This is a genomic window from Mesorhizobium shangrilense (assembly GCF_040537815.1).
In the GTDB taxonomy this organism is placed as follows: domain Bacteria; phylum Pseudomonadota; class Alphaproteobacteria; order Rhizobiales; family Rhizobiaceae; genus Mesorhizobium; species Mesorhizobium shangrilense.
Window position 1 is genome coordinate 43,120 of sequence record NZ_JBEWSZ010000009.1, and the last position, 22,830, is coordinate 65,949.

The 22,830-nt window shown below is 64.2% G+C and carries 21 protein-coding genes; 4 read left to right on the forward strand and 17 right to left on the reverse strand.

Annotated features, from left to right (window positions below; translation table 11 throughout):
- Positions 1-30: 30 nt before the first annotated feature.
- The 4 genes from ABVQ20_RS36000 to ABVQ20_RS36015 are packed head-to-tail and all read right to left on the reverse strand — an operon-like array spanning position 31 to position 2,714.
- Entirely contained in the window at positions 31-984 is a 954-nt protein-coding gene (locus ABVQ20_RS36000) for a TonB family protein (RefSeq protein WP_354464577.1), read from the reverse strand.
- Positions 981-1,448 (reverse strand): TonB system transport protein ExbD, encoded by a 468-nt coding sequence (exbD, locus tag ABVQ20_RS36005; RefSeq protein ID WP_354464578.1) that lies wholly within the window; start codon positions 1,446-1,448, stop codon positions 981-983. The genes ABVQ20_RS36000 and exbD overlap by 4 nt, the downstream gene beginning before the upstream one ends.
- A gap of 12 nt (positions 1,449-1,460) precedes the next feature.
- On the reverse strand, positions 1,461-2,429 hold the full coding sequence (gene exbB / locus ABVQ20_RS36010) for a tonB-system energizer ExbB (RefSeq protein WP_354464579.1): 969 nt from the start codon (positions 2,427-2,429) through the stop codon (positions 1,461-1,463).
- Positions 2,430-2,489: 60 nt separating this feature from the next.
- Positions 2,490-2,714: a hypothetical protein gene (locus tag ABVQ20_RS36015; RefSeq protein ID WP_354464580.1), complete on the reverse strand. Its 225-nt coding sequence runs from the start codon at positions 2,712-2,714 to the stop codon at positions 2,490-2,492.
- 299 nt (positions 2,715-3,013) lie between these two features.
- Here ABVQ20_RS36015 and ABVQ20_RS36020 point away from each other — a divergent pair, with 299 nt between their 5' ends.
- A complete protein-coding gene (locus ABVQ20_RS36020) occupies positions 3,014-4,738 on the forward strand; it encodes an ABC transporter ATP-binding protein (protein WP_354464581.1) in 1,725 nt (574 codons plus the stop codon).
- Positions 4,739-4,798: 60 nt separating this feature from the next.
- On the opposite strand, the gene ABVQ20_RS36025 is transcribed toward ABVQ20_RS36020, so the two are convergent.
- Complete coding sequence (locus tag ABVQ20_RS36025) at positions 4,799-5,755, reverse strand: LLM class flavin-dependent oxidoreductase (protein WP_354464582.1); 957 nt, start codon at positions 5,753-5,755, stop codon at positions 4,799-4,801.
- 147 nt (positions 5,756-5,902) lie between these two features.
- Positions 5,903-6,058 (reverse strand): hypothetical protein, encoded by a 156-nt coding sequence (locus ABVQ20_RS36030; protein ID WP_354464583.1) that lies wholly within the window; start codon positions 6,056-6,058, stop codon positions 5,903-5,905.
- Positions 6,059-6,345: 287 nt separating this feature from the next.
- On the opposite strand from ABVQ20_RS36030, the gene ABVQ20_RS36035 reads away from it, so the two are divergent.
- Positions 6,346-7,113, forward strand: coding sequence for an SDR family NAD(P)-dependent oxidoreductase (locus tag ABVQ20_RS36035; protein ID WP_354464584.1), 768 nt, complete (start codon positions 6,346-6,348; stop codon positions 7,111-7,113).
- A gap of 222 nt (positions 7,114-7,335) precedes the next feature.
- Here the strand turns inward: ABVQ20_RS36035 and ABVQ20_RS36040 are convergent, their stop codons facing one another.
- From ABVQ20_RS36040 to ABVQ20_RS36070, 7 genes are all read right to left on the reverse strand, one after another.
- Positions 7,336-8,280, reverse strand: a complete 945-nt coding sequence (locus ABVQ20_RS36040) for an ABC transporter permease (RefSeq protein ID WP_354464585.1) — start codon at positions 8,278-8,280, stop codon at positions 7,336-7,338.
- Entirely contained in the window at positions 8,277-9,332 is a 1,056-nt protein-coding gene (locus ABVQ20_RS36045; RefSeq protein ID WP_354464586.1) for an ABC transporter permease, read from the reverse strand. Before ABVQ20_RS36045 ends, ABVQ20_RS36040 begins: the two co-directional genes overlap by 4 nt.
- 309 nt (positions 9,333-9,641) lie before the next feature.
- Positions 9,642-11,153 (reverse strand): ABC transporter ATP-binding protein, encoded by a 1,512-nt coding sequence (locus tag ABVQ20_RS36050; RefSeq protein ID WP_354464587.1) that lies wholly within the window; start codon positions 11,151-11,153, stop codon positions 9,642-9,644.
- 174 nt (positions 11,154-11,327) lie between these two features.
- Positions 11,328-12,353, reverse strand: coding sequence for a BMP family protein (locus tag ABVQ20_RS36055; RefSeq protein WP_354464588.1), 1,026 nt, complete (start codon positions 12,351-12,353; stop codon positions 11,328-11,330).
- Positions 12,354-12,533: 180 nt separating this feature from the next.
- Entirely contained in the window at positions 12,534-13,739 is a 1,206-nt protein-coding gene (pcaF, locus tag ABVQ20_RS36060; RefSeq protein WP_354464589.1) for a 3-oxoadipyl-CoA thiolase, read from the reverse strand.
- Complete coding sequence (locus ABVQ20_RS36065; RefSeq protein WP_354464590.1) at positions 13,739-14,545, reverse strand: CoA-transferase subunit beta; 807 nt, start codon at positions 14,543-14,545, stop codon at positions 13,739-13,741. Before ABVQ20_RS36065 ends, pcaF begins: the two co-directional genes overlap by 1 nt.
- Positions 14,542-15,399, reverse strand: a complete 858-nt coding sequence (locus ABVQ20_RS36070) for a CoA transferase subunit A (RefSeq protein WP_354464591.1) — start codon at positions 15,397-15,399, stop codon at positions 14,542-14,544. The genes ABVQ20_RS36065 and ABVQ20_RS36070 overlap by 4 nt, the downstream gene beginning before the upstream one ends.
- Before the next feature lie 121 nt (positions 15,400-15,520).
- On the opposite strand from ABVQ20_RS36070, the gene ABVQ20_RS36075 reads away from it, so the two are divergent.
- Positions 15,521-16,291, forward strand: coding sequence for an IclR family transcriptional regulator domain-containing protein (locus ABVQ20_RS36075; RefSeq protein WP_354464592.1), 771 nt, complete (start codon positions 15,521-15,523; stop codon positions 16,289-16,291).
- Between the two features lie 204 nt (positions 16,292-16,495).
- Here the strand turns inward: ABVQ20_RS36075 and ABVQ20_RS36080 are convergent, their stop codons facing one another.
- From ABVQ20_RS36080 to ABVQ20_RS36095, 4 genes are read right to left on the reverse strand one after another with little or no spacing between them, the layout of a single operon-like run.
- Positions 16,496-17,797 carry an NAD(P)/FAD-dependent oxidoreductase gene (locus ABVQ20_RS36080; RefSeq protein WP_354464593.1) on the reverse strand — a complete coding sequence of 434 codons (1,302 nt, stop codon included), beginning with the start codon at positions 17,795-17,797 and terminating at the stop codon, positions 16,496-16,498.
- 2 nt (positions 17,798-17,799) lie between these two features.
- Positions 17,800-19,176: a glutamine synthetase family protein gene (locus ABVQ20_RS36085; RefSeq protein WP_354464670.1), complete on the reverse strand. Its 1,377-nt coding sequence runs from the start codon at positions 19,174-19,176 to the stop codon at positions 17,800-17,802.
- A gap of 5 nt (positions 19,177-19,181) precedes the next feature.
- Positions 19,182-20,465, reverse strand: coding sequence for a glycosyltransferase (locus tag ABVQ20_RS36090; RefSeq protein ID WP_354464594.1), 1,284 nt, complete (start codon positions 20,463-20,465; stop codon positions 19,182-19,184).
- Positions 20,466-20,476: 11 nt separating this feature from the next.
- Entirely contained in the window at positions 20,477-21,415 is a 939-nt protein-coding gene (locus ABVQ20_RS36095; protein ID WP_354464595.1) for a GntR family transcriptional regulator, read from the reverse strand.
- Positions 21,416-21,643: 228 nt separating this feature from the next.
- On the opposite strand from ABVQ20_RS36095, the gene ABVQ20_RS36100 reads away from it, so the two are divergent.
- Positions 21,644-22,708, forward strand: a complete 1,065-nt coding sequence (locus ABVQ20_RS36100; protein WP_354464596.1) for a polyamine ABC transporter substrate-binding protein — start codon at positions 21,644-21,646, stop codon at positions 22,706-22,708.
- Positions 22,709-22,830 lie beyond the last annotated feature (122 nt).

Consider the following 22,830-nt stretch of genomic DNA (forward strand, 5'->3'; position numbering starts at 1 on the left):
GCGGACAGCAATGCCCGCTCCCATTGCCTTCTACCTGGGCAGGTTGAACACGAAAGGCGCGAGGATGCTCGTGCCTACCTTCTCGGGTGGCGGTGCCGGCACCGTGGCGCCCTGAAGGGCCGACAGCGCCGCCCGATCGAGGTCGTCGCTACCAGATGAGCGGGAAAGTCTGGCGGTGAGGACCCGGCCGGATGCGTCGACCGTAAAGGTCACATACGGGTTGCCCTCCACGCGCCTCGCGCTCGCCGCTCTCGGATAGCGTGTATGCCGCTTGATCCAGGCTCCCAGACGAGAACTCCACCTGCTGTCGTCACCGGATCTCGACGCCGCCTCGGCGGACTTCGGCGCGGCCGTCTTGGCCGAGGGCTTCACATCCGCGCTTGCGGTGACAACGGTCTTGGCTGGCGCCGCCTTTTCCTTCTTCTGCCGGGGCTTGGGCTTGTCGACGGGCTTTTTGGCCTTGGCTTCAACCGGCTTCTTTTTCTCGACCTGCGTTTCGACCGGTTTCGGCTGCGGCAAGGGAATGACCACGTCAGGGGCGACGGCCTGGACGATGTCCGGAACGACCTCGTCCAGCGGGGGCTGATCAGTAGGCTCGGTGACGCTCGGTTGGGCTTGCGCTACCGGGTCGGACGGAGCGGCCTCCGCTTCCTCGGTCACCGGCTCCGGCGATGGGTCCGTGACAGGCTCCGCCGTGGTGATCGTTTCCTGCGTTTCTATAGGCTCCCTCTGGTCGGGCGGGGTCGGATCCAGCATCGCCGCCTGTTCCTCGATGGCTGGCGCGACCATCATGGGGGCCATGTCGATCACCATCGCTGGCGGCGGACCACCGTCCGACGCGTCGGCGTCACTCCATTCCTGGACCCCATAGGCGATAGCGACATGCGCACCGAGAACAAGCGCGGTGGCAGCCGTCCACAAGCCCAGGTCGCGCCAGCCAAAGCGCGACAGCTGAACCGAGGGGGCGGCCGACTGCTGGGTCATGGCACTGCCGCTCCGCCCGCGGCCGGCGCCGCGGCATCGGCGGATGGCATTGTCTCCAGGCCGACCAGCGCGATCTTCAGATAGCCGGCGCCGCGCAACAGGTTCATCGCCTCCATCAGGTCGCCATAGGCGACCGCCTTGTCGGCGCGCAGGAAGATGCGTGTCTGCTTGTCACCCTTGGTCCTGCCGTCGAGGACGGCGGCAAGGCCCGCGCGCGGCACGGTGTCGTTGCCAACAGCCAGGGTGAGATCGTCCTTCAGCGTCAGGAACAGCGGCGTCTCGGGCCGGGGCGCGGGCGTCGCGGTGGAGCCCGGCAGGTCGACATTGATATCGACCGTCGCCAGGGGGGCCGCGACCATGAAGATGATCAGCAGCACCAGGATGACGTCGATGAAGGGAGTGACGTTGATCTCGTGGTTTTCCTCGAGATCGCCTTCCGGATTCTCGTGTATTCTACTTGCCATCGCGCCGCTCCGTCATTCCGCCGCCACGGCGCTCAACGGCGGAACCGTACGGAAATCCAGGTCCCGGCTGACCAGCCGTTCGACACCGGCCGACGCATCGGCAAGAATCTGCCGGTAGCCGGCTATGGAGCGCGCAAAGACGTTGTAGATCACGACCGCCGGGATAGCGGCGACCAGCCCCATGGCGGTGGCGAGCAGTGCCTCGGCAATGCCGGGCGCGACGACGGCGAGGTTGGTGGTCTGCGCCTGCGATATGCCGATGAAGGCGTTCATGATGCCCCAGACGGTGCCGAACAGGCCGACGAAAGGCGCGGTCGATCCAATCGTCGCCAGCACGCCGGTGCCGCGCGACATGCGCCGCGACGCCGCCGCCTCGATGCGCGACAGACGCGACGCGACGCGCTCCTTCAGCCCATCTCCGGAGACATGGTCTAGCGCGCCGGCCGAAAGTGCGGCCTCTTCCTCGGCGGCCCGCACCAGCAAGGCACCGGGTCCGCTGTTGTGGCCAAGCGCACGGCCGGCCTGCGTCAGCGTCGCGGCGTCGCCGATGGCGCGCGCGGCGCGCCCGGCGCGAAGCTTGCCACCAAGGATTTCCAGCGACTTGGCCACCCATATCGTCCAGGTGACGAGCGAGGCAAACGCCAGGCCCAGCATCACCCCCTTCACCACGATGTCGGCGGCCATGAACATTCCCCATGGCGACAAATCGTGCGGCAAGGTCAGTGACGGCGCCGGGCCGCCGACCGTGGGAGTGTCAATGGCAGTGGCATTCGCGGGCACCTGCACCGGCGCGGCCGTGGCTGGCGCTCCATTCGCGGGAGCGACGGAGGCCGGTGCCGGCGTGGTTGGTGCTGCCGCGGCCGGTGCTGCCTGCGTCTCGACGACAGGAGGACTGCCGGCCGGCTGTTCTTGAGCGCAAACGCCACCGGCCGACAGGACGGCGGATGCGACCAGCGCGGCGAACAGACCAATTCTCGACAAGGTTTTCGTCCTCATTCTCGCAGCGGTGTGCCGCTCCCTATTTGGCGCAACCAAATCCAGTCACTGCACATAGCCTATCGGCTGGCCGGTGACGGGGTGCGCGAACACGCTCATCTCCACGCCGAAAATGCCCTTGAGCACATCGCCTTGCATGATCTGGTCCGGGGTGCCCCGCGTCAGCAGCTTGCCGTCCTTCAGCGTGATGAGTTCGCCGCAATAGGCAGGGCAGCGTTCGCTCGCCGGCGGCGAAATGCACCGCTTCGATGTGGAAGGCTGTCTCAGCATGAATTCCAGCCACGGTCCTGGCCTCTCTCCTGCGCGGCTCCCTGTTCCAGCAATCTGGCTTTTGGCGGCCGATGCCGGTTGACTATGAAACATGACCTTATTAGTCAACATTTAGATGAGTTTTTGAGTCAACAAAATTTTGGCACAGCCGGCTGCACGTCGAATTCCGGAAGCCGTGGGATGTACCGAAATGGCCCTGGCATATTGCCGCAAGGGATTCCGCGCCGATAAGCAGTGTCACCGACGGCGCACCGCCCGTGTGCGCGCCGCATACAGATGAAAGTCTCCGGTTCACCTCGATGATCAGACGCTTCCTTTCCTACTACGCCCCCTGGAAAGGGCTGTTCGCACTCGACTTTTCCTGCGCCGTGCTGGCCGGCCTGCTCGAGCTTGGCTTTCCGATGGCGGTGCGTTCCTTCGTCGACCAGCTTCTGCCGCGGCAGGAATGGGCGCTGATCATCGCGGCGGCGGTAGGCCTGCTGGTGATCTATCTGCTCAACACGGTGCTGATGGCGGTGGTCACCTATTGGGGCCATATGCTCGGCATCAACATCGAGACCGAGATGCGTCGGAAAAGCTTCGACCATTTGCAGAAACTGTCCTTCCGCTTCTACGACAACCACAAGACCGGCCACCTCGTCGGCCGCGTGACCAAGGATCTCGAGGAGATCGGCGAGATCGCGCATCACGGCCCCGAGGACCTGTTCATCGCCATCATGACCTTCATCGGCGCGTTCGCGCTGATGTTCGTGGTCAACATCCCATTGGCGCTGGTCACGGTGGTGATCGTGCCTGTCATCGCCTGGGTGACGATCCGCTATGGCGAGCGCATGGAGCGCAACTGGCAGGCGCTCTATGGCCGCGTCGGCGACTTCAACGTCCGCATCGAGGAGAATGTCGGCGGCATGCGCGTGGTGCAGGCCTTCGCCAATGAAGAGCATGAGCGCACGCTGTTCGCACGCGACAACCAGAACTATCGCCAGACCAAGCTCGATGCCTACCGGATCATGGCCGCCAGCAATTCACTGAACTACATGGGCATCAGGCTGATCCAGCTCGTGGTCATGATCGTCGGCAGCTACCTCGTCATCACCGGAAACCTCAGCAATGGCGGCTTCGTCGGCTTCCTGCTTCTGGTCGGCGTCTTCGTGCGTCCAATCGAGAAGATCAATTCGGTGATCGAAACCTATCCCAAGGGCATTGCCGGCTTCCGGCGCTATACGGAGCTTCTGGACACCGAACCCGACATTGCCGACCGTCCCGGCGCCAAGGTTGTCGGCAGCCTCAAGGGCGACATCGAGTATCGCGATGTCGGCTTCGGCTATGGCGACGGCAAGCCGGTCCTGAAGGGGATAGACCTGACCATCCATGCGGGTGAGACCATCGCCTTCGTCGGTCCGTCCGGCGCCGGCAAGACCACGATCTGCTCGCTGCTGCCGCGCTTCTATGAGGTGGACACCGGTCAGATCAGCATCGACGGCATCGACATCCGCGACATGACGCTGGCCTCGCTGCGCGGCCAGATCGGCATCGTCCAGCAGGATGTGTTCCTGTTTGGCGGTTCGGTTCGTGAAAACATCGCCTATGGCCGTCTCGGCGCCTCCGACGAGGCCATCGCCGACGCCGCGCGGCGGGCCCAGCTCGACGGCATGATCGCCGGCCTGCCGGCCGGCTACGACACCATCATCGGCGAACGCGGCGTCAAGCTTTCAGGCGGCCAGAAGCAGCGGCTGGCGATCGCGCGCATGTTCCTGAAGAACCCGCCGATCCTGATCCTCGACGAGGCGACATCGGCGCTCGACACCCAGACGGAGCGGGAAATCCAGAAGGCGCTGGCAGCACTCGCCAAAGGTCGCACCACGCTGGTCATCGCCCATCGCCTGGCGACGATCCGTGGCGCCGACCGCATCGTCGTCGTCTCCGATTCCGGCATTGTCGAGCAGGGGTCGCACAGCGAACTGATCCGCGCCGACGGCATCTATCGTCGCCTGCACGACGCCCAGCATCTTGCGCCGTCGCATTGATGCCACGGCACGGATGCAATGCTGGTCTGCATCATCCTCGGCCCTGAAAAGCCAATGATCTCAGATTGCTGAATGCGTCCCTTGCGCGTGGCGAGACGCATACGCCCCGGGCTGGAAAGCATCGGCTTCACCACGACGGACCAGCGAGTTGCGCAGCAAGGCGAGCGTTTCCCGGCCAACCGTGGCGATCTCGCGCGGCGTATCGACACCGACGATCATGAATTCGTCGATGCCAAGCCCGGCATAGGCCAGCAGCGACAGTGCGGCCTGCGCCGGTGGCCCTGAAACATCGACGGCTCTGTGGCCGGAGGCGCGAAGGCCATGGTGAATCCCGACCGGAAGCGCAAAGCGCAGCTTGCCCGCCCGACCGTGTTCGGCGGCGGCGCCGCGCGCCCGTTCCATAAGCTGCCGGACCTCGTCGATCGAGCCTGGCGCCAGCTCGAAGACGTCGGCATGCCTGCCGGCCACCTTCAGCGCTGTTCCGGACTGTCCGCCCATGCGAATGGTCAAGCTGGCGCCGTCTGGCCCCTTGCGCGGCACATAACCGCCCTTGATGCTGTAAAAGGTGCCCTCATGGTCGAAGGGCCGGTCGTTCGACCACAGCCGCTTCAGCAGAACCAGATATTCGTCGATGCGTTGCCAGACAACGGCATGACCGACGGGCCGCGTCTCCGCATCGTCGTCGTTGAGCGGCTCACTCAGCATCCTGAGCGACAGGCGCCCGCCGCTTTTCGCGCCTATCGACGCCAGCTGCCGCGCCGCCACCGTCGGCTCGATCACGCCCGCCCAATGCGCAAGGATGACCTCCAGCGAAGAGGTGCGATCCAGCACCTGGGCGGCGAGATCCATATTGGTCAGGAGCCCGGCCTGGTCGTCGACGACGATCTTTCGGAAACCGACATCCTCGATCAGCGACAGCTTCGTCGCGGTCTCGGCAAAATCATAGAAGAAGGGCACCGTGGAAATGGCGCCGGCAGGATGAACTTTTCCGGGAACATGCGTGAACTCGATCGGCATTGCCATCTCCATCACGTTGGAATCACGAGTGCGGCAAATTTTGCATCGCACCACACCGGGCGCGCGAACGCGCACCAGGATTCGGTTCATTCAACTCCAATTACGCAGAAGCGGTAGGACGCTACCCTTGGCCCTGAATCCTGCGGCTCAGGGAATGATGCCCAGGACAACAGCCCCGGTGAACACGAACGCAAGGGCAAAGACGACATAGGCGAAGGCGCCTGCATAGGCCGGGCGAAAGGTCTGGGCACTGGCCAGCCTCTGGGCGCTGCGATCAGTCTGAGCGTTCTGGGTATAGGACATAACGACCTCCGTCTCGGCCGTTAATCTATAAAACTTGTAGACTTTGTCGATTGCTATTTTTGGGCCACATGCAGAACTATTTTCTCATGGGTGACCGAATAATGGCAACAGATTGCTGAAATGGCATATCCGGATGCCCATGGACATGACATGTCCGTTTCACTTGGACGTCCGAATGGACCTATGCCCCGTTCTCGCCTCCCACTTCGGGCATTGGCCGTCGGCTGGGCACGCGATAGCATCGCCCAGCCGACAAACGCGGAATCATCGAACAGGGGAGCATAAAAATGGGCACAAGACTGGCCGGCAAGGTTGCCATCATCTCGGGCGGCGCGACGGGAATGGGCGGGGCGGCGTCGGAGCTGTTCGCCGCCGAGGGCGCCAAGGTGGCGATCATCGACCGCAACGGCGATGCGGCCGCAGCCACGGCAGCGACGATCCGGGCGCGCGGCCATGTCGCCGAGCATTTTGTCGCCGACGTGTCCGACGAGGCGCAGGTCGAGGCGGCGGTGAAAGGGGCGACCGAAAAGCTCGGCCCGGTCACCGTGCTGTTCAATCATGCCGGCACCATCGTGATAAAACCCTTCCTGGAGACGACGGTCCAGGAATGGGACTGGCTGCATGCCGTCAATGTGCGTTCGATGTTCCTGATGACGCGCGCCGTGCTGCCCGGCATGATATCAGCCGGCGGCGGCTCGATCGTCTGCACCTCGTCGATCTCGGCGGTGGCGGCGACGCCCATGGAGGTGCTCTACGACACCACCAAGGGCGCCTGCCACATGTTCGCCCGCGCCATCGCCGTCGAGTTCCGCGACCGCAACATTCGCTGCAACGCCGTCTGCCCCGGCTTCATCCGCACGCCACACGGACTGCGCGAGGTCGCCGACCTCGGCAGGCTCGGCGTCGATGTTTCCGACGCCGCATTGGCGGCGCAGCAGGGCCGTATCGGCGAACCGGAAGAGGTGGCGAAGGCAGCGCTTTACCTGGCCAGCGACGAGGCAAGCTTCGTCAACGGCGCGCATCTGTTCGTGGATAATGGCTTTACGGCGATGTGAGGCCTCCCAGAACCCAGGTACTCGCCCCAGGAACAGCTTGGCGCCCTTCCTCTACCCCGTCGATCGAGGGAGAGGTGTCGAGCGCAACTCGACGGAGTGGGGGTCGACCACGCGGTGCAGGAAGATTCTTGCGCCTTGGTCCCTTTCAATGTCCGTTGGCGACGGTTGCAAGGTGGTTCCCCCACTCCGGAGGGAGAGGAAAGGACACCAAGTCCTATTCGTCTAACGCTCTTCCCGTCGAAACGGCTTCAGCAGCGCCGATGGCGCCACCGCGTTGCGCGACATGACAGCCATGGCAATGATGGTGAAGATGAACGGCAGCATGAGGAACGCTTCGTAGGGGATGTGCCCGAGCCCGCTCGCCTGCATGCGCAGTTGCAAGGCATCGACGAAGGCGAACAAAAGGGCCGCACCCGCCGAACGCCACGGATCCCAGCGGCCGAAGACGACCAGCGCGATCGCCACCCAGCCGCGCCCGGACACCACGCCGAAGGTGAAGGCGTTGAACTGCGCCATCGACAGGAAGGCGCCGGCCAGGCCCATCAGCGCACCACCGAGAATGACTGCCTGGAAGCGCGTGGCAATGACGCTGACACCGGCGGAATCGGCGGCGCGCGGGTTTTCGCCAACCATGCGCACCGACAGGCCCCATGGCGTGCGGTAGAGTACGAATGCGGCGAGCGGAATGGCAACGATCGCCATGTAGACCAGCGCAAACTGGTTGAACACCGCCGGCCCGAGCACCGGAATGTCGGAAAGCCCGGGTATCGGCAATGTTTCGAAACCCTTGATGCTCGGCGGCACCGATTGCTGGCCGAAGATCAGCCGGTAGAGGAAATAGGCGAGGCCCGACGAGAACAGCGTGACACCGATGCCGCAGACATGCTGGCTGAGGCCGAGCACGACTGTGAACAGCGCATGCAGCGCGCCCATCAGCATGCCTGTCAGCACGGCGACGAGCACACCGAGCCACAGGCTGCCGCTGATGCTGGTGGCGGTGAAGCCGGTCATCGCCGACAGCAGCATGATGCCTTCGATGCCGAGATTGAGCACGCCGGCCCGTTCGGAGAACATCTCGCCAAGCGTGGCGAACGCCAAAGGCGTGGCGATGCGGATGATGGCGGCCAGGAAGCCGACCTGGAAGATCTGTTCGAACACCGCGCTCATCGGGCAGTCCCCACGCGGCGGATGCGATAGGCGGTGAACAGCAACGCCACCAGCATGGCGAGCAATGCGGTGCCCTGGATGACATCGCTGAGGAAGGCTGGCACGCCTGTGGCCCGCGACATCGCCTCGGCCCCGGTCATGACAGCGGCAAGGAAGATCGCCGCCGGCACCACGCCAAGCGGGTTGAGCCGCGCCAGCATGGCAACGACGATGCCGGAATAGCCATAGCCCGGCGAGATATCGCTCATCACCTGGAAATGCACGCCGCCGACTTCGCCGACACCGGCGAGCCCGGCCAGCGCGCCGGACAGCAGCGCGGTTGAGATCAGCACGCGCTCAACATTGATGCCGGCATAGCGTGCGGCTTCGGGATTCTCGCCGGTGACCCTGATCCTGAACCCGAGCGTCGTGCGCACGATCAGGAACCAGATCAGTGGCGCGGCGATCAGCGCCACGATGACGCCCAGATGCAGCCGCGTGCCTTCGATCAGCACCGGGAAATTGGCCGAATCCTCGATCGGCGGCGAGATCGGATAGCCGCTGAAGGAGTCCTTCCACGGCCCTTCGATCAGCGCCATCAGCGCGTAGTAGATGACGGAGTTGAGGAGCAGCGAGCTGACGACATCGTCGACTTTGAATTTTACGCGCAGCGTCGCAGGGATGAGTGCGACCGCCGCGCCTGCCGCGGCGCCGGCCACCGCCATCAACAGTATCGCAAGCGGCCCCGGCATCGGGATCGTGCCGACAAAGCAACTGGCCACCGCGCCGGCAAGCAATTGCCCTTCGGCGCCAATGTTCCAGAATTTCGCCCGGAAGGCGACGGCCACCGCCAGCCCGGTGAAGATCATGGGCGCTGCCCGCACCATCGTTTCGGTGATGGCGTAGCTGTCGCCAAGCGAGGCCGTGAACATCACGCCATAGGCATCGAGCACGCCGGCGCCGGCCAGCGCGATGAGGCCGCTGCACAGGACAAGCGTGACGCCGATCGCCAGTAGCGGCAGAGCGAGATTGAACCAGGCGGGCGTTGACGTCCGGACTTCCAGGCGAAACATCAGCTGTGGCCCTCCGCCCTCGGCACAGTGGTCCAACCGATGCTTCCGGCGCTGGCGCTGCCCCTCATCCGCCTGCCGGCACCTTCTCCCCGTATAGGGACGGGGAGAAGGGCGCTGCCCGCGACCTCAGCGCTTTTCCTGGAACGTCGGTGGTTGGCGAAGGCAGCGATGAGAGCGCCCCTCTCCCCGTCTCTATACGGGGAGAGGATGCCGGCAGGCAGGTGAGGGGCGGCACCGACGCCTAAGGTTAGCCAAAAGCGGGCGAGATCATTTGTGGCCTTTGCGAAGAACTGAGGGTAAAAATCCATGCTAAGCCCTCCCCTCCGCCCCGGTCATCATCAAGCCGAGCCGCGCGATCGTCGCATCGGCGCTGTCGAGCGTGCCTACGATGCGGCCCTCATACATCACTGCGATCCGATCGCAGAGCACCAGCAGTTCCTCGAGATCCTCGCCGATGACAATGATGCCGCAGCCCTTGGCGCGCATATCCAGGAACTTTTCGTGGATGAAGCGGGCGGCGCCGATGTCGAGGCCGCGCGTCGGCTGAGACACGATCAGCACCTTTGGATCAAAGGCAAGCTCGCGCGCCAAAAGCGCCTTCTGCAGATTGCCACCGGACAGCGCCCCAGCGCGCACCATTGGCCCGGGGCAGCGAATGTCATAGGCCTCGATCTGCGCCTCGGCGAAGGCGCGGATTGCATCCGGCTTGAGCAGACCCCTGCTGCTGAACGCAGCGGTGCCGATGCGCGGCAGCACCATCGAATCGGCGAGCGGCAGGTTGGTGACCAGGCCGGTTGTCATGCGGTCTTCCGGGATGCGACCAAGACCAAGCGCCAGAACCTCGCGCGGCGAGAACCGCGTGACCTTGCTGCCGGCGATCGTCATCTGGCCGGCGTCGGGCGCACGCACGCCGGAAATCACCTCCGCCAGCGCCCGCTGGCCATTGCCCGACACGCCGGCAATGCCGAGTATCTCTCCAGCCCGGACGGCAAGCGATACATCGCGCAGCGCCGTGCCCGAATGCTTTGAGGTGGAAATGCCGTCGAGCGTCAGCACAGCAGCACCGGGCGTCGATGGCCCCCTTGCCGGCGGCACGATCTCGTGGCCGCACATCAATTCTGCCATTGCGGCCGATGTCGTGTTGGCGGGATCGTCGACGCGGCCGGCGACACGGCCATGCCGCAGCACCGTGCAGCGATGGGTGAGCGCCCGCACCTCATTGAGCTTGTGCGAGATGAAGATGATGCCGAGGCCCTGCGCCGCCATCGAGCGCAACGCCGAAAACAGCCCGTCGACCTCGCTCGGCGCCAGCACCGCCGTCGGCTCGTCGAGGATCAAAAGCTTGGCGCCGCGAAACAGCGCCTTGACGATTTCGAGCCGCTGCTGTTCGCCGACCGACAGGGCTGACACGGGCAGGTCGGGATCGAGCGCCAGCCCATGCTGCCGTCCGATTTCGGCCAGCCGCACCAGCCCGCCAGCGCGGTCGATACTTCCCGATTTGCCGGGGATGCCGATAAGCAGGTTTTCCAGCACCGTCAGCCGGGGCGCCAGATGAAAATGCTGGTGCACCATGCCGATGCCGGCGGCCAGCGCATCGGCCGAACTGGTGATCCGCACCTTCTGACCCTGGATGAGAATCTCGCCGGCATCCGGCGCATAGGCGCCGAACAGCACATTCATCAGCGTCGTCTTGCCGGCGCCGTTCTCGCCCAGCAGGCCGAGGATTTCGCCCGGCGCAACGCTGAGGTCGACGGCTTCGTTCGCCTTGACGGCGCCGAAGCTCTTGGTGATGCCGCGCATTTCGATGAGTGGGGCGGGCAAGGGTGCTCCTGCGGAGATACCCCTCACCCTTGAGGGGAGGGTGCCGAGCGAAGCGAGGCGGGTGGGGTCACCTTAACCGCCTCAACGTTGATACTGAAGGATGGAGCGCGTCGCGGAGGACCCCACCCGACCCTGCGGGCCACCCTCCCCTCAAGGGGGAGGGGTACGCCTCACTCAATCCGAGACCGGCGTGTTCTCGTCGACATCCACCCGGAAATTGCCTTCCAGGATCTCGGCCTTCTTCTTCTCGACCAGATCCTTGACGTCGGCAGGCAGCGTCTTGTCGAACTTGTGGTAGGGCGCGAGGAACGAACCGCCCTTGGCCATGCGCGAGAAATCGCCATAGTCCTGCGCGGTGAAGACGCCGGCCTTGACCAGCTTGATCGCCTGCTCGACCGTCGGATACATGTCCCAGACCGGGCCGGTGATGACCGTATCGGGGCCGAGGCTCGACTGGTCGGACATGTTGGAGATGGCGAGGATCTTCTTGTCCACCGCCGCTTCGATGACACCGAAGCGCTCGGCATAGATCACATCGACACCGGCGTCGATCTGGGCGACCGCGGCCTCCTTGGCTTTTGGCGGATCGAAGAAGGAGCCGATGAACGAGACCTTCTTCTTGATGTTCGGATTGATCTCCTTGGCACCGGCAAAGAAGGCGTTGACCAGCCGGTTCACTTCCGGGATACCCATCGCCGCGACCGCGCCGACGGTGCCGCTCTTCGACATTTTGCCGGCGATCATGCCGGAGAGATAGGCCGGCTCGTGGATCCAGTTGTCGAAGACACCGAAATTGGGTTCCGCAGGCCCGGCGCCCGAACCGAACAGGAAGGCGGTCTTCGGAAACTGCTTGGCCGTGCGGCGGGATTCCCGTTCCGCCGCGAAGGCGTCGCCCAGCACCAGCTCATAGCCGCCTTGCGCGTATTCGCGCATGACGCGGCTGAAATCGGCGGTCTGCACCTTCTCCGACCATTTGTATTCGATGCCGAGTTCCTTCTGCGCCTTCAGCAGCGCGACATGGACCTGGTTGTCCCACGGCTCTTCGATCGGCGTGGCGAAGATCGCCGCCACCTTCAGCTTCTTGCCCGCCGCGAAGGCCGCGCCCGGCAGCATCGCGGCCGCCACGCCAAGTGCGCCGAGTTCCAGCACATTGCGCCGCGAAAGCCCCTTCGATTGGATTGGATTCTTCCGGTCTTCCATTGATTGCCCCTCTGTTTGACTGCCGTGTCGAGCCGGCTGTTCTCTATCAGACAAGGAACTATGGAACGGGTCTGGACTTTTGTCCACATGGTCAAATTTGAGAGTAGACAGAAAGCAGCCACTCCTTTGACGGTATGGCCGCCCTCTCATCTTGTTAACCGGCTAATAATTGGCTGTTGCTTAAACCCGTTCGAGGGCAATCGCGATGCCTTGGCCGACGCCGATGCACATCGTGGCCAGCGCATAGCGCCCCCCGTGCTCGCGAAGCTCCAGCGCCGCCGTGCCGGAGATGCGGGCGCCCGACATGCCTAGGGGATGGCCGAGCGCGATGGCGCCGCCATTCGGATTGACGTGCACGGCATCCTCGGCAATGCCGAGTTGGCGCAGCACGGCGATGCCTTGCGAGGCAAAGGCCTCGTTGAGCTCGATGACATCGAACTGTTTTGGCGTCAGGCCAAGCCGCGCGCAAAGCTTCTGTGTCGCCGGCGCCGGACCGATGCCCATGATGCGCGGCTCGACACCAGCGGCGGCACCGCCGAGGATGCGGGCGATCGGCGTCAGGCCGTACTTCTTCATCGCTGCCTCGGAAGCAACGATCAACGCCGCAGCGCCGTCATTGACGCCGGAGGCATTGCCGGCCGTCACCGTGCCGCCCTGCCGGAACGGCGTCGGCAGCTTGGCCAGCGCCTCGACCGTGGTGCCGGCTCGGGGATGCTCATCCTTCGAGACAACCACCGGATCGCCCTTGCGCTGCGGTATGGTCACCGGGGTGATCTCCTTCGCCAGCCTTCCATTGGCTTGCGCCGCGACGGCCTTGTCCTGGCTGCGCACGGCAAAAGCGTCCTGGTCGGCGCGCGAGATGGAAAAATCCTCGGCGACATTCTCGCCGGTTTCCGGCATTGAATCGACGCCATACTGCTTCTTCATCAGCGGATTGACGAAGCGCCAGCCGATGGTGGTGTCGTAAATCTCGGCATTGCGCGAAAACGCGGTGTCGGCCTTGGGCATGACGAAGGGCGCGCGGCTCATCGATTCGACGCCGCCGGCGATCATCAGTTCCGCTTCGCCGGCCTTGATGGCGCGCGCCGCGATGGTCAGCGCATCCATGCCGGAGCCGCACAGGCGATTGACGGTCGAGCCCGGAATCTCCTTGGGCAGGCCGGCCAGCAGCAGCGCCATGCGCGCCACGTTGCGGTTGTCCTCGCCGGCCTGGTTGGCGCAGCCATAGACGAGATCATCGATCCCCTGCCAGTCGATGCCGGCATTGCGCTCGACCAGCGCCTTCAGCGGGACGGCACCGAGATCGTCGGCGCGCACCGAGGACAGCGAGCCGCCGAAGCGGCCGATGGGCGTGCGGATGTAGTCGCAGATATAGGCTTCGGCCATTAGGCAGCTTTCTCTTTTCCGGTCCCCTCATGCGCCGCCTTGGTGCGGGCCTGCAGGTCGCGCAATGTCTTGAGTTCGAGTTCGCTTGGCGCCGGTGTTTCGTCAAGCGCCTCCGCGAACTTTACCACCCAGCCACAGGTCTCCTGCACCTGTTGCCGCGAGACGCCCGGATGCAACGACACGACGGTGAACTCCTTGGTCACAGGATCCGGCTTCCAGATGGCGAGATCGGTGATCAGCAAGGTCGGGCCAGCGGTGTCGATGCCCAGACGCTTGCGATGATCGCCACCGTTGCCATGACCGAAGGAGGTGAAGAAGTCGATCTTCTCGACCATGCCGCGCCTGGTCTGCGCCATGGTGATGTAGACCTCCTTCGACGATGTCGCGATCTCCGGCGCGCCGCCGCCGCCGGGCAGCCTGGTCTTGGGATGGAAATAGTCGCCAATGACCGTGGTGTTGATGTTGCCGAACTTGTCGAGTTGGGCCGCACCCAGGAAGCCGATCGAGATGCGGCCGCCCTGCAGCCAGTAGCGGAACATTTCCGGCACCGCGACTGTGGTGACGGCGGTCTCGCACAATTCGCCATCGCCGATCGACAGTGGCAGCACGTCGGGCGCGGTGCCGATCGTGCCGCTTTCATAGATCAAGGTGATATCCGGCGCGTGCGTCAGCCGCGCCACATTGCAGGCTGCGGACGGCGCGCCGATGCCGACGAAGCAGACATCGTCATTTCTAAGCGCGCGGCTGGCGGCGATCGTCATCATCTCGTTGGGTGTGAAGCCCAAGGGGCTCTGGTTATCGCTCATGCCGCTTTCCTCAGATGCTCGACTCTATCAGCGAAATCGTCGGCGCTCTTTTCGATGACGTTGGCCTGCATCCACGCCTGGAATTTTTCACGGTCGGCGGCGATCTCGTCCCATTCCAGATAGGCGGCATTGTCGCGCGCATAATAGCCATGTGCGTAGGACGGATGCGATCCGCCGGGCACGACGGAGATCGCTGCTATCGTCCAGCGCGGCAGCACGGTCAGGTTGGGGTGGAGATCGTCGAAATTGTCGACCACTTCCTCCACCGTCACCACGGCGCGCTTGGCTGCCAGCACCGCTTCCTTCTGGATGCCGATGATGCCTTCGACCAGCACATTGCCTTTTCTGTCGGCTTTCTGCGCATGGATGAAGGTGACATCCGGCCGGATCGCGGGAACGGCGGCCAGCACCTCACCGGTGAACGGGCAGGTGATCGATTTGATGTTGGGATTGACCGCCGCGAGCCCCGCGCCGCGATAGCCGCGGAACACCGCGCATGGCAGGCCGGCAGCGCCCGCCTCATAGGCATTGGCCATGCCGGCATGGCTGTGTTCCTCGACCTCGATCGGCCGCGGAAAGCCGTTCTCGATGGCGTCGCGGGCGCGCCGCAACAGGCCGACGCCGGGATTGCCGACATAGGAGAAGACGATCTTCTTCGCCATGCCCATGCCGATCATCTGGTCGTAGATCAGGTCCGGCGTCATGCGGATCAGGGTCAGGTCGCGAAATCCCTGGCGGATCGCCTCATGCGCCGCTGCAGTCGGGATCAGATGGGTGAAGCCCTCGAAGGCAACCGTGTCGCCGTCCTTGAGATTCTCGGCGACGGCCTCTTTGAGCGGCAGGAACTTGACCATCCAACATGCTCCGGGATTCAAAATGTTCGTATTGCGAACATATGTTTTATATGCGATACTTTCTACATCGAATGAAAGTGCGGAGTCAATCCTGGCGACGATGCCGCTCCGAGGAGGTGAGATGGACGAAGAAGCCGCTTCCCGTGACCATGTCGGCTCGCTTGAGCGCGGTCTTGCCGTCATGGAGATTCTGGCCCGCCATCCCGCGGGCATGACGCTGACCGAAATGGCTGACGAAGCCGGCCTGACCCGCGCCGGCGCCCGCCGCTTCCTGTTGACGCTCGTCGCCACCGGCTACGCGACTCAAGCCGGCCGCGTATTCTCCCTGTCACCACGCCTGCTGACCGTTGCCCGCACCTGGCTCGGCGGCGGCTCGCTGTGGAGCTTCGCCGCGCCCATCATGCGCACGGTTGCCGCGCAGTTGAACGAGGCCTGCTCGGCGGCCATTCTTTCAGGTCAGGATGTCGTCTATGTCGCCCGCATTCCCGGCCGCCGCATCCTCAGCGTCTCGCTGGATATCGGCACCAGGCTGCCGGCCTATTGCACCTCTATGGGACGCATCCTGCTTGCCGGGCTGACGCCGGGGGAACTCGACGCATTCCTCGACCAGGCGACGATCGAGAGGCGAACGCCGAAGACGATCACCGACATCAGGCTGCTGGCCGATGCCATCGGCAGGGCGAAGGCTGACGGTTTCGCCATCGTCGACGAGGAACTGGAGCTCGGCCTGCGCTCGATCGCCGTGCCGATCCGCGACCGGGCGGAACGCACGGTCGCGGCCATCAACGTCTCGACGCAGTCGGCGCGGTTTTCGGTTGCGGAGATGGAGCGGGAAATCCTGCCGGCGCTGCTTGAGGCCAGGCAGCGCATAGAGGATTTCTTTGTCGTCTAGCAATCGCACATGAGCAAGTGTCCCCTCACCCGGATTGCCAACCGAATTGCAAAGGGCAATTCGGGACAATCCGACCTCTCCCCTCGGGAGAGGAGATCGCCAGCGTTGATGACAGCCTCTTCTCCCTTCGGGGGAGAAGGTGGACGCGAAGCGGCCGGATGAGGGGGCCTCTCATACGCGATAGCCCAGCTGACGAATGCTCCTCTAATGCTTGATGCGGTCCCGCATCGCGTACCACAACATCCCCAGCACATAGAGCGGACCGCGCAACGCGGTACCACCGGGGAACGGCATCGGGGTCAGCGTCGAGAACAGGTCGAGCCTTGAGGCATCTCCCGTGATCGCTTCGGCCAGCAGCTTGCCCGACAGCGTCGACAGGATGACGCCCTTGCCGGAATAGCCATGCGCGAAATAGACCTCGCCATAGTGCCCGACATGCGGCAGCCGCGATGTCGTCACCGACACCAGCCCGCCCCAGGCATGGTCGATGCGGCAGCCCTTGAGTTGCGGAAAGGTGGCTTCCATGTGCGGCCGCACGAAGCCGGCGATGTCGACCGGTGGCGATGGCGTGTAGCGCTCGCCACCGCCGAACAGCAGGCGGCCATCCGCCGACATGCGGTAGTAGTTGACGACGAAGCGCGTGTCGGACACGGCGACATTGGCCGGGATGACATTGCGCTTGCCTTCCAGCGGCTCGGTGGCGACGATGTAGTTGCCAACGGGCATGATGCGGCTGTTGACGCGCGGCTCCAGCCCATTGAGCAGCGCATCGCCCGCCAGCACGACATGCTCGGCCCGCACCGACCCCTTGGCCGTCGAGACCCGGATGGAAGGCTCGCGCTCCAGCCGCGTGGCAACCGAATTCTCGTAAATGGTAACGCCGGCGGCGACCGCAGCGCGGGCAAGGCCCAGCGTGTAGTTGAGCGGATGCATGTGGCCGCCAAGTGGCTCATACATCGCGCCGTGATAGGGCGTGTCGACCTTGGCTCGCGCGTCTCCCGCCGACAGGATCTCGACGTCCCGAAATTTCATCACGCTTTCCAGGCACCTGGCCTCGTCTTCCAGATCCTTGAGATCGGAGCCGTTGACCGCGCCGACCAGATGGCCGGTCTGCCGGAGATCGCAATCGATGGCATGGCGCTCGATGATATCGAGCACCAGCCCGCGCGCCTCGAAGGCAAGATCGAACAGCGCCTTCGCCCGTTCGGGTCCGTAGAGCTTGACCAGCCCCTGGGCGCCCTTGCGCAGGCCGGGGATCATCTGGCCGCCATTGCGGCCTGATGCGCCCCAGCCGATCTTGCCGCCTTCGAGCAGCACCACCTTCAGGCCGCGCTCGGCGGCGTGGAGGGCGGCGGACAGGCCGGTACAGCCGCCGCCGACCACCACCAGGTCGGCGTCGACATCGCCCTGCAAGGCGGGATGGTCCGGCGCCGGATTGGCGGTGGCGACATAGTAGGATTTGCCGATATTGAGGCCCGAATTGAAACCCGTTGAACTGGAAGCCATGATCACACCTTCAGCAGCAGGTGGTCGCGTTCCCAGCTCGTCACCACGCCCTGGAACAGGTCGAGTTCGACGCTCTTGACGCGCAGATAGGTCTGGAAGAAGTCCTCGCCGAGCAGTTTTCGCACCGGGTCGCAAGCCTCGAAACGATCGAGCGCCTCTTCCATGGTCTTCGGCAGCGTGCTCTTGATCTTGTAGGCATTGCCCGACGCCTCGGCCGACCTCGCCAGCTTCTGTTCGACGCCGAGATAGCCGGCGAGCAGCGAGCCGGCGATCGCCAGATAGGGGTTGGAATCGGCACCCGGCAAACGGTTCTCCACCCGCCGCGCCGCACGACCGCCGGCCGGCACGCGCAGGCCGCAGGAGCGGTTGTCATGCGACCATTCGATGTTGGCCGGCGCGCTGTGGTTCGGCCGGATGCGGCGGTACGAATTCACGTTGGGCGCGAACAGCGGCATGATTTCCGGCACATATTTCTGCAGGCCGCCGATGAAATGGCCGAACATCTCGGTGTCGGCATCGTCAGCGCCGGCAAACAGCGTGTTGCCGGCATCGTCGATGACCGACATATGCAGGTGCATCGAGCTGCCGGCCTGTGCGGCGATCGGCTTGGCCATGAAGGTGGCGTGCATGCCGCATTGCTGCGCGGCCTGGCGCGTAAATCGCTTGAACAGCAGCACCTGGTCGGCAAGCGGCAGCGCATCGCCGTGCAGCAGATTGATCTCAAGCTGTGCCGTGCCCGACTCATGGATCAGCGTGTCGAGCGGCAGGCCGGCCGCAGCGGCATAGTCGTAGATACGCCGGATCACCGGCTCGAACTCCTCGAGCGCGGCCATGTCGTAGGGATGCTGCACCCCCTCGGCGCGACCATTGGCGCCGATCGGAGCCGTCAGCGGCTGGTCCGGATCGGGATTGGGCGCGGTGAGATAGAATTCGAGCTCAGGCGCCACCACCGCGCGCCAGCCACGCTGACGGTAGAGATCGAGCACGGCGCGCAGCACATGGCGCGGCGAGGCCATCCACGGCCGGTCGTCCATATGGAGCGCATCGGCGAAGACATAGGCCTTGCCCACAGCGGCGGGCGCCAGACAGAGTGTCGAGACATCAGGCACCATGCGCATGTCCGGGTCCGAATAAGCGAAACCCTCGTCGATCGAGCCGGAATAGCGGCCGTCGATGCTGACCAGGAAGGCGCTGCTCGGCAGATAGAGCGCGCGGTCTTCCAGCGCTTTGAGGAATTTTGCCGTCGGCAAGGCCTTGCCACGCAGCACGCCGTTCATGTCCGGCACCAGGCACTCGACCTCGTTGATGCCGTGCTGGGCCAGCCAGGCCTTGGGGTCGGTGCCGTTGAAGAGAGACGTATTTATGTGCTTATCGAGCATTTCGTTCATGTCCGTATCAAAGAGAGTATGGCCTGCGCGGCCACATCCGTTCCGGGTTTCAGCGCCATCTGGGCTGCATTGTCCCTGAGGCGGGCGCGCATGGCATCGTCGGCCAGCAGGCCGAGAATGGCTCTCTCCAATACTCCTTCGGTCCAGGCGTCCCGGCCGATATGGTCGCCGACGCCGGTTTCTCCAGCACGTTGCGCGTTGTCGTGCCCGTCCCAGCAATAGGGCATGATCAGCGACGGCACGCCGAAGCGCAGCGCTTCGCAAAAACTGTTGTTGCCGCCGTGATGGATGAACAGGTCGGATTTCGCCACCACCGACGGCTGCGGAAACCAGGCGTCGAGATAGACATTGTCGGGCACCGCGCGATAGGCGTCGCGCAGGCCGCCGGCATTGACGATGAAGCGAGCCGGAAGCCTGTCGAAGACCGCAAGCATGCGCTTGATCAGCCCGACATCCATGGCGCCGAGGCTGCCGAAGCTCATATAGACCAGCGGCCCCTTGTTGCGCGGAAACACCGGCACTTCGAACGGCCCTTCCGAGCGCACGCAGCCTTCGAGATAGACGAAGCGATCCGGGTCGAGCGGCGCGGCGCGCTCGCGGCGCACGATCGACGGCGTCAGCAGCAGATTGAGGTCGGGCGATGTTTCGAGGAACAGGCCCTTCGGCAACGTCGCCAGGCCGGCATCCGTCCGAAAACGGTTGAAGCGGTCATGCGCCGGCGCCGACGCCGCCAGATAGCGGGCCTCGAACGTCGCGCGTTGCGGATCATCAGCGCCAAGCCCCGACAGATAGGGCGGCACTTGCATGTCCGGCAGTTCCGTTTCGGCGCAGGAGACGACGCGCACCCATGGGCAGCTTGCGGCGGCGATCGCCGGGAACATGATGACATTGTCCAACACCACCGCGTCCGGCTTCAGCCGCGCCAGCAATTGGCGCAGCGGCGCCTCGGCATTGATGGCGGTGTCGACGATCGCTTGCCAGGTCGGCGCGACATAGGTTTCCAGCTGGTCGATCGGGCTAAGCCTGAAATGCGGCAGGTGCCGGCGCACGAAGGCCTGCCAGTAGCTCTGGCGCTCGCTGTCGCTCAGCGGCTCGTCGGTCGGCAGCTGGTATTCCTGGAAACCATAGTCGGCAAAGACGCCGGAAAAACCGGCATGGCAGATGAAGACGGGCCGGGCGCCCTGGGTGCGCAACGCCTGCGCGATACCGACGCAATTCAACGCCGCGCCGAAGCTTGCTTCGGGAAACAGCGCGATGGTCGGGCTGGCTTTACGCGTCAATTATTTCCTCTTCAATCGGGCCGGCTGATCATGCCGAACAGTGCGGGGGCGCCGCGGCTGGCCGCTTGCGGTCGCTGGCTGCGGGACAGCCGCAGGTGGATACGAAGCAGATCGGCAGCCACCTCATACTGCCGGTTTTCGAGATGGTCGAGTATGTTCAGGTGTTCGCGCAAAGATTGCTTCAGGCGGAACACATTGACCCCGGCATAGATGCCCGGCAGCCGGCGCAACCTTAGATGATCCGACAGCGCGTCGGTGAGGAAACGATTGGCACAGCCGTCGGCGATCATGCCGTGAAAATCGATGTCCAACCGCTGGAACTCGCGCGTGTCGAACGCGGCGTCCGGCAGCGCCGCCAGCGCCTCCATGCCCTGGCGCAACGCCACTGCCCGCGCGCCGTCCAGCCGGAAGCCGGGCGCCAGGATGGCGGCGGGTTCCAGCAGCAGCCGGAACTCATAGCTTTCGCCCTGCGCCTCCGGATCATCGGGCGCCCGCCGAAAAAGCCAGGATTGACCGGGTGCACGGTCCAGCAGATTCTCTTCAGCCAGTTTATTCAGCGCTTTTAGTACCGTCTTTCGCTCAGCGCTGTACCGCCGCATCAATCCCGCGACGGTTACCGTCTGGTCCAGCCGCCGCGCCGACCGGTCGCGCAGGATCGCTTCGGCAAGTTCGTCTTCCTCGGCAGCAGGCAGTTCGGCGGCAACAGAAGGCTGCGCGGTTAGGTCGATGGCAAGATGGTATCCAGTATCCGCCTCCCAGCGCACGACGCCCTGCTCCGCGAGCAGGCTGAGCGCCGCCCGCACCGGTGTGCGCGAAACATTGCAAAGCGAAGCGATCTGCTGCTCGGGGAGGTGCGCGCCGGGCTCGAAGCCGCGCTGCCGCGCCACATCCAGGATGCGCTGCGCCAGGTCGAGATGGTTGGTGCGAGGTCGTCGGGCTGCGGTTTGCATGACTGGTCTCGTGAACGGCGTGACCTTCATCGTTGACCGATCAGCCTCACGGACGCAATCGGCCAGATTCCTCGGCCAGTTTTCAAATTATGGATTGACGTACTTTTTTCTGCAATAGTACTGTCTGCGCAATCGGCAATAAAAAGACCGAGGGAACAGGATCGGAGCTGCGGCACATGTCGCGCCGGTCCAACAAGAATTCGACGATCAACCGAATGGGAGTCTGTCATGACCGCTACCAGCCTGCCGCGCCGTACGCTGAGAACGTCTTCTATCGCTCTCGGGCTTGCGCTCACGCTGTCCGCGCCGGCGATGGCCGCCGACCTCGTCATTTCCAACTGGGACGGCTACATGGCGCCCGACGCCATGGCCGCCTTCAAGACCGCGACCGGCGTGTCCGGCGAAGTGGTCGTGCACGCCACCAATGAAGAGATCATGGGCAAGCTCATCGCCGCCGGCGGCAAGGGCTATGACGTGGTCTTCGTCTCCTCGCCCTTCGCCGAGGTGCTGAACAAGCTTGGCCTGACCGAGCCGATGGACCACGCCAAGATCCCCAATCTCGCCAACCTCTATCCGGAAGCGACCAAGCTGCCGCATGATGTCGGCAACACCTTCTCCGTGCCCTACACCTGGGGCACGACAGGCCTTTGCTACCGCTCAGACCTGGTGAAGGTGGCGCCGACGAGCTGGAGCGACCTGCTGGCGCCTTCCGACGAGTTGAAAGGCAAGACCACCATGCTGGCGACCGACCGCTGGCTACTGGCCGCCGGCCAGCTCGACAAGGGCTTTTCGGTCAACGAGACCGATCCGGCCAAGCTCGCCGAGGTCAAGGACCTGCTGATATCCGCCAAGAAAACCCTGCTCGCCTATGACGACACCACCTTCTATTCGAAGCTGGTTTCCGGCGAGGCGCTGATGGTGCAGGCCTGGGACGGGTGGTGCAATTACGGCATCGCCGAAAAGCCCGAGATCAAATACGTCATCCCCAAGGAAGGTTCGGACCTCTGGGTCGACACGATGGTGGTGATGAAGGCATCCGAGCATAAGGACGACGCCTTCAAGTTCATCAACTTCATGCTCGACGCCAAGAACCATGCCTGGGCGGCGCAGAACATCGACTACAAGGTGCCGAACAAGCCGGCGATGGAAAGCCTTCCCGCCGATTTCCTGGCCAAATTCCCCAACATGGCAATGCCGGTGGCGGACCTTGTCAAGTTCGAGCAGTTGCGCGACGTCGGCGAGGCCCAGCGCGACTATTCGAAGATCGTCAGCGAGATCAAGGCCGCGCAGTAGGCACAGTTCCAACAGCATCTTGGAAGCAAGCGTGCGTTCCGTCGCGCCCCCCTCTGGCCTGCCAAGCCCCGGCCCTTCGCTGTCGTTCCGGGCGGCGTTCGTCGTTCGGAAAGCCAAGCAAT

Coding starts and splice junctions, on each gene's coding strand:
- ABVQ20_RS36030 (WP_354464583.1), bottom strand. CDS start 6,058: ATGTCCTATACCCAGAACGCTCAGACTGATCGCAGCGCCCAGAGGCTG.
- pcaF (WP_354464589.1), bottom strand. CDS start 13,739: ATGGCCGAAGCCTATATCTGCGACTACATCCGCACGCCCATCGGCCGC.
- ABVQ20_RS36035 (WP_354464584.1), top strand. CDS start 6,346: ATGGGCACAAGACTGGCCGGCAAGGTTGCCATCATCTCGGGCGGCGCG.
- exbD (WP_354464578.1), bottom strand. CDS start 1,448: ATGGCAAGTAGAATACACGAGAATCCGGAAGGCGATCTCGAGGAAAAC.
- ABVQ20_RS36070 (WP_354464591.1), bottom strand. CDS start 15,399: ATGGTCAAGTTCCTGCCGCTCAAAGAGGCCGTCGCCGAGAATCTCAAG.
- ABVQ20_RS36065 (WP_354464590.1), bottom strand. CDS start 14,545: ATGAGCGATAACCAGAGCCCCTTGGGCTTCACACCCAACGAGATGATG.
- ABVQ20_RS36015 (WP_354464580.1), bottom strand. CDS start 2,714: ATGCTGAGACAGCCTTCCACATCGAAGCGGTGCATTTCGCCGCCGGCG.
- ABVQ20_RS36085 (WP_354464670.1), bottom strand. CDS start 19,176: ATGCTCGATAAGCACATAAATACGTCTCTCTTCAACGGCACCGACCCC.
- ABVQ20_RS36080 (WP_354464593.1), bottom strand. CDS start 17,797: ATGGCTTCCAGTTCAACGGGTTTCAATTCGGGCCTCAATATCGGCAAA.
- ABVQ20_RS36020 (WP_354464581.1), top strand. CDS start 3,014: ATGATCAGACGCTTCCTTTCCTACTACGCCCCCTGGAAAGGGCTGTTC.
- ABVQ20_RS36095 (WP_354464595.1), bottom strand. CDS start 21,415: ATGCAAACCGCAGCCCGACGACCTCGCACCAACCATCTCGACCTGGCG.
- ABVQ20_RS36000 (WP_354464577.1), bottom strand. CDS start 984: ATGACCCAGCAGTCGGCCGCCCCCTCGGTTCAGCTGTCGCGCTTTGGC.
- ABVQ20_RS36100 (WP_354464596.1), top strand. CDS start 21,644: ATGACCGCTACCAGCCTGCCGCGCCGTACGCTGAGAACGTCTTCTATC.
- ABVQ20_RS36025 (WP_354464582.1), bottom strand. CDS start 5,755: ATGCCGATCGAGTTCACGCATGTTCCCGGAAAAGTTCATCCTGCCGGC.
- ABVQ20_RS36040 (WP_354464585.1), bottom strand. CDS start 8,280: ATGAGCGCGGTGTTCGAACAGATCTTCCAGGTCGGCTTCCTGGCCGCC.
- ABVQ20_RS36055 (WP_354464588.1), bottom strand. CDS start 12,353: ATGGAAGACCGGAAGAATCCAATCCAATCGAAGGGGCTTTCGCGGCGC.
- ABVQ20_RS36075 (WP_354464592.1), top strand. CDS start 15,521: ATGGACGAAGAAGCCGCTTCCCGTGACCATGTCGGCTCGCTTGAGCGC.
- ABVQ20_RS36045 (WP_354464586.1), bottom strand. CDS start 9,332: ATGTTTCGCCTGGAAGTCCGGACGTCAACGCCCGCCTGGTTCAATCTC.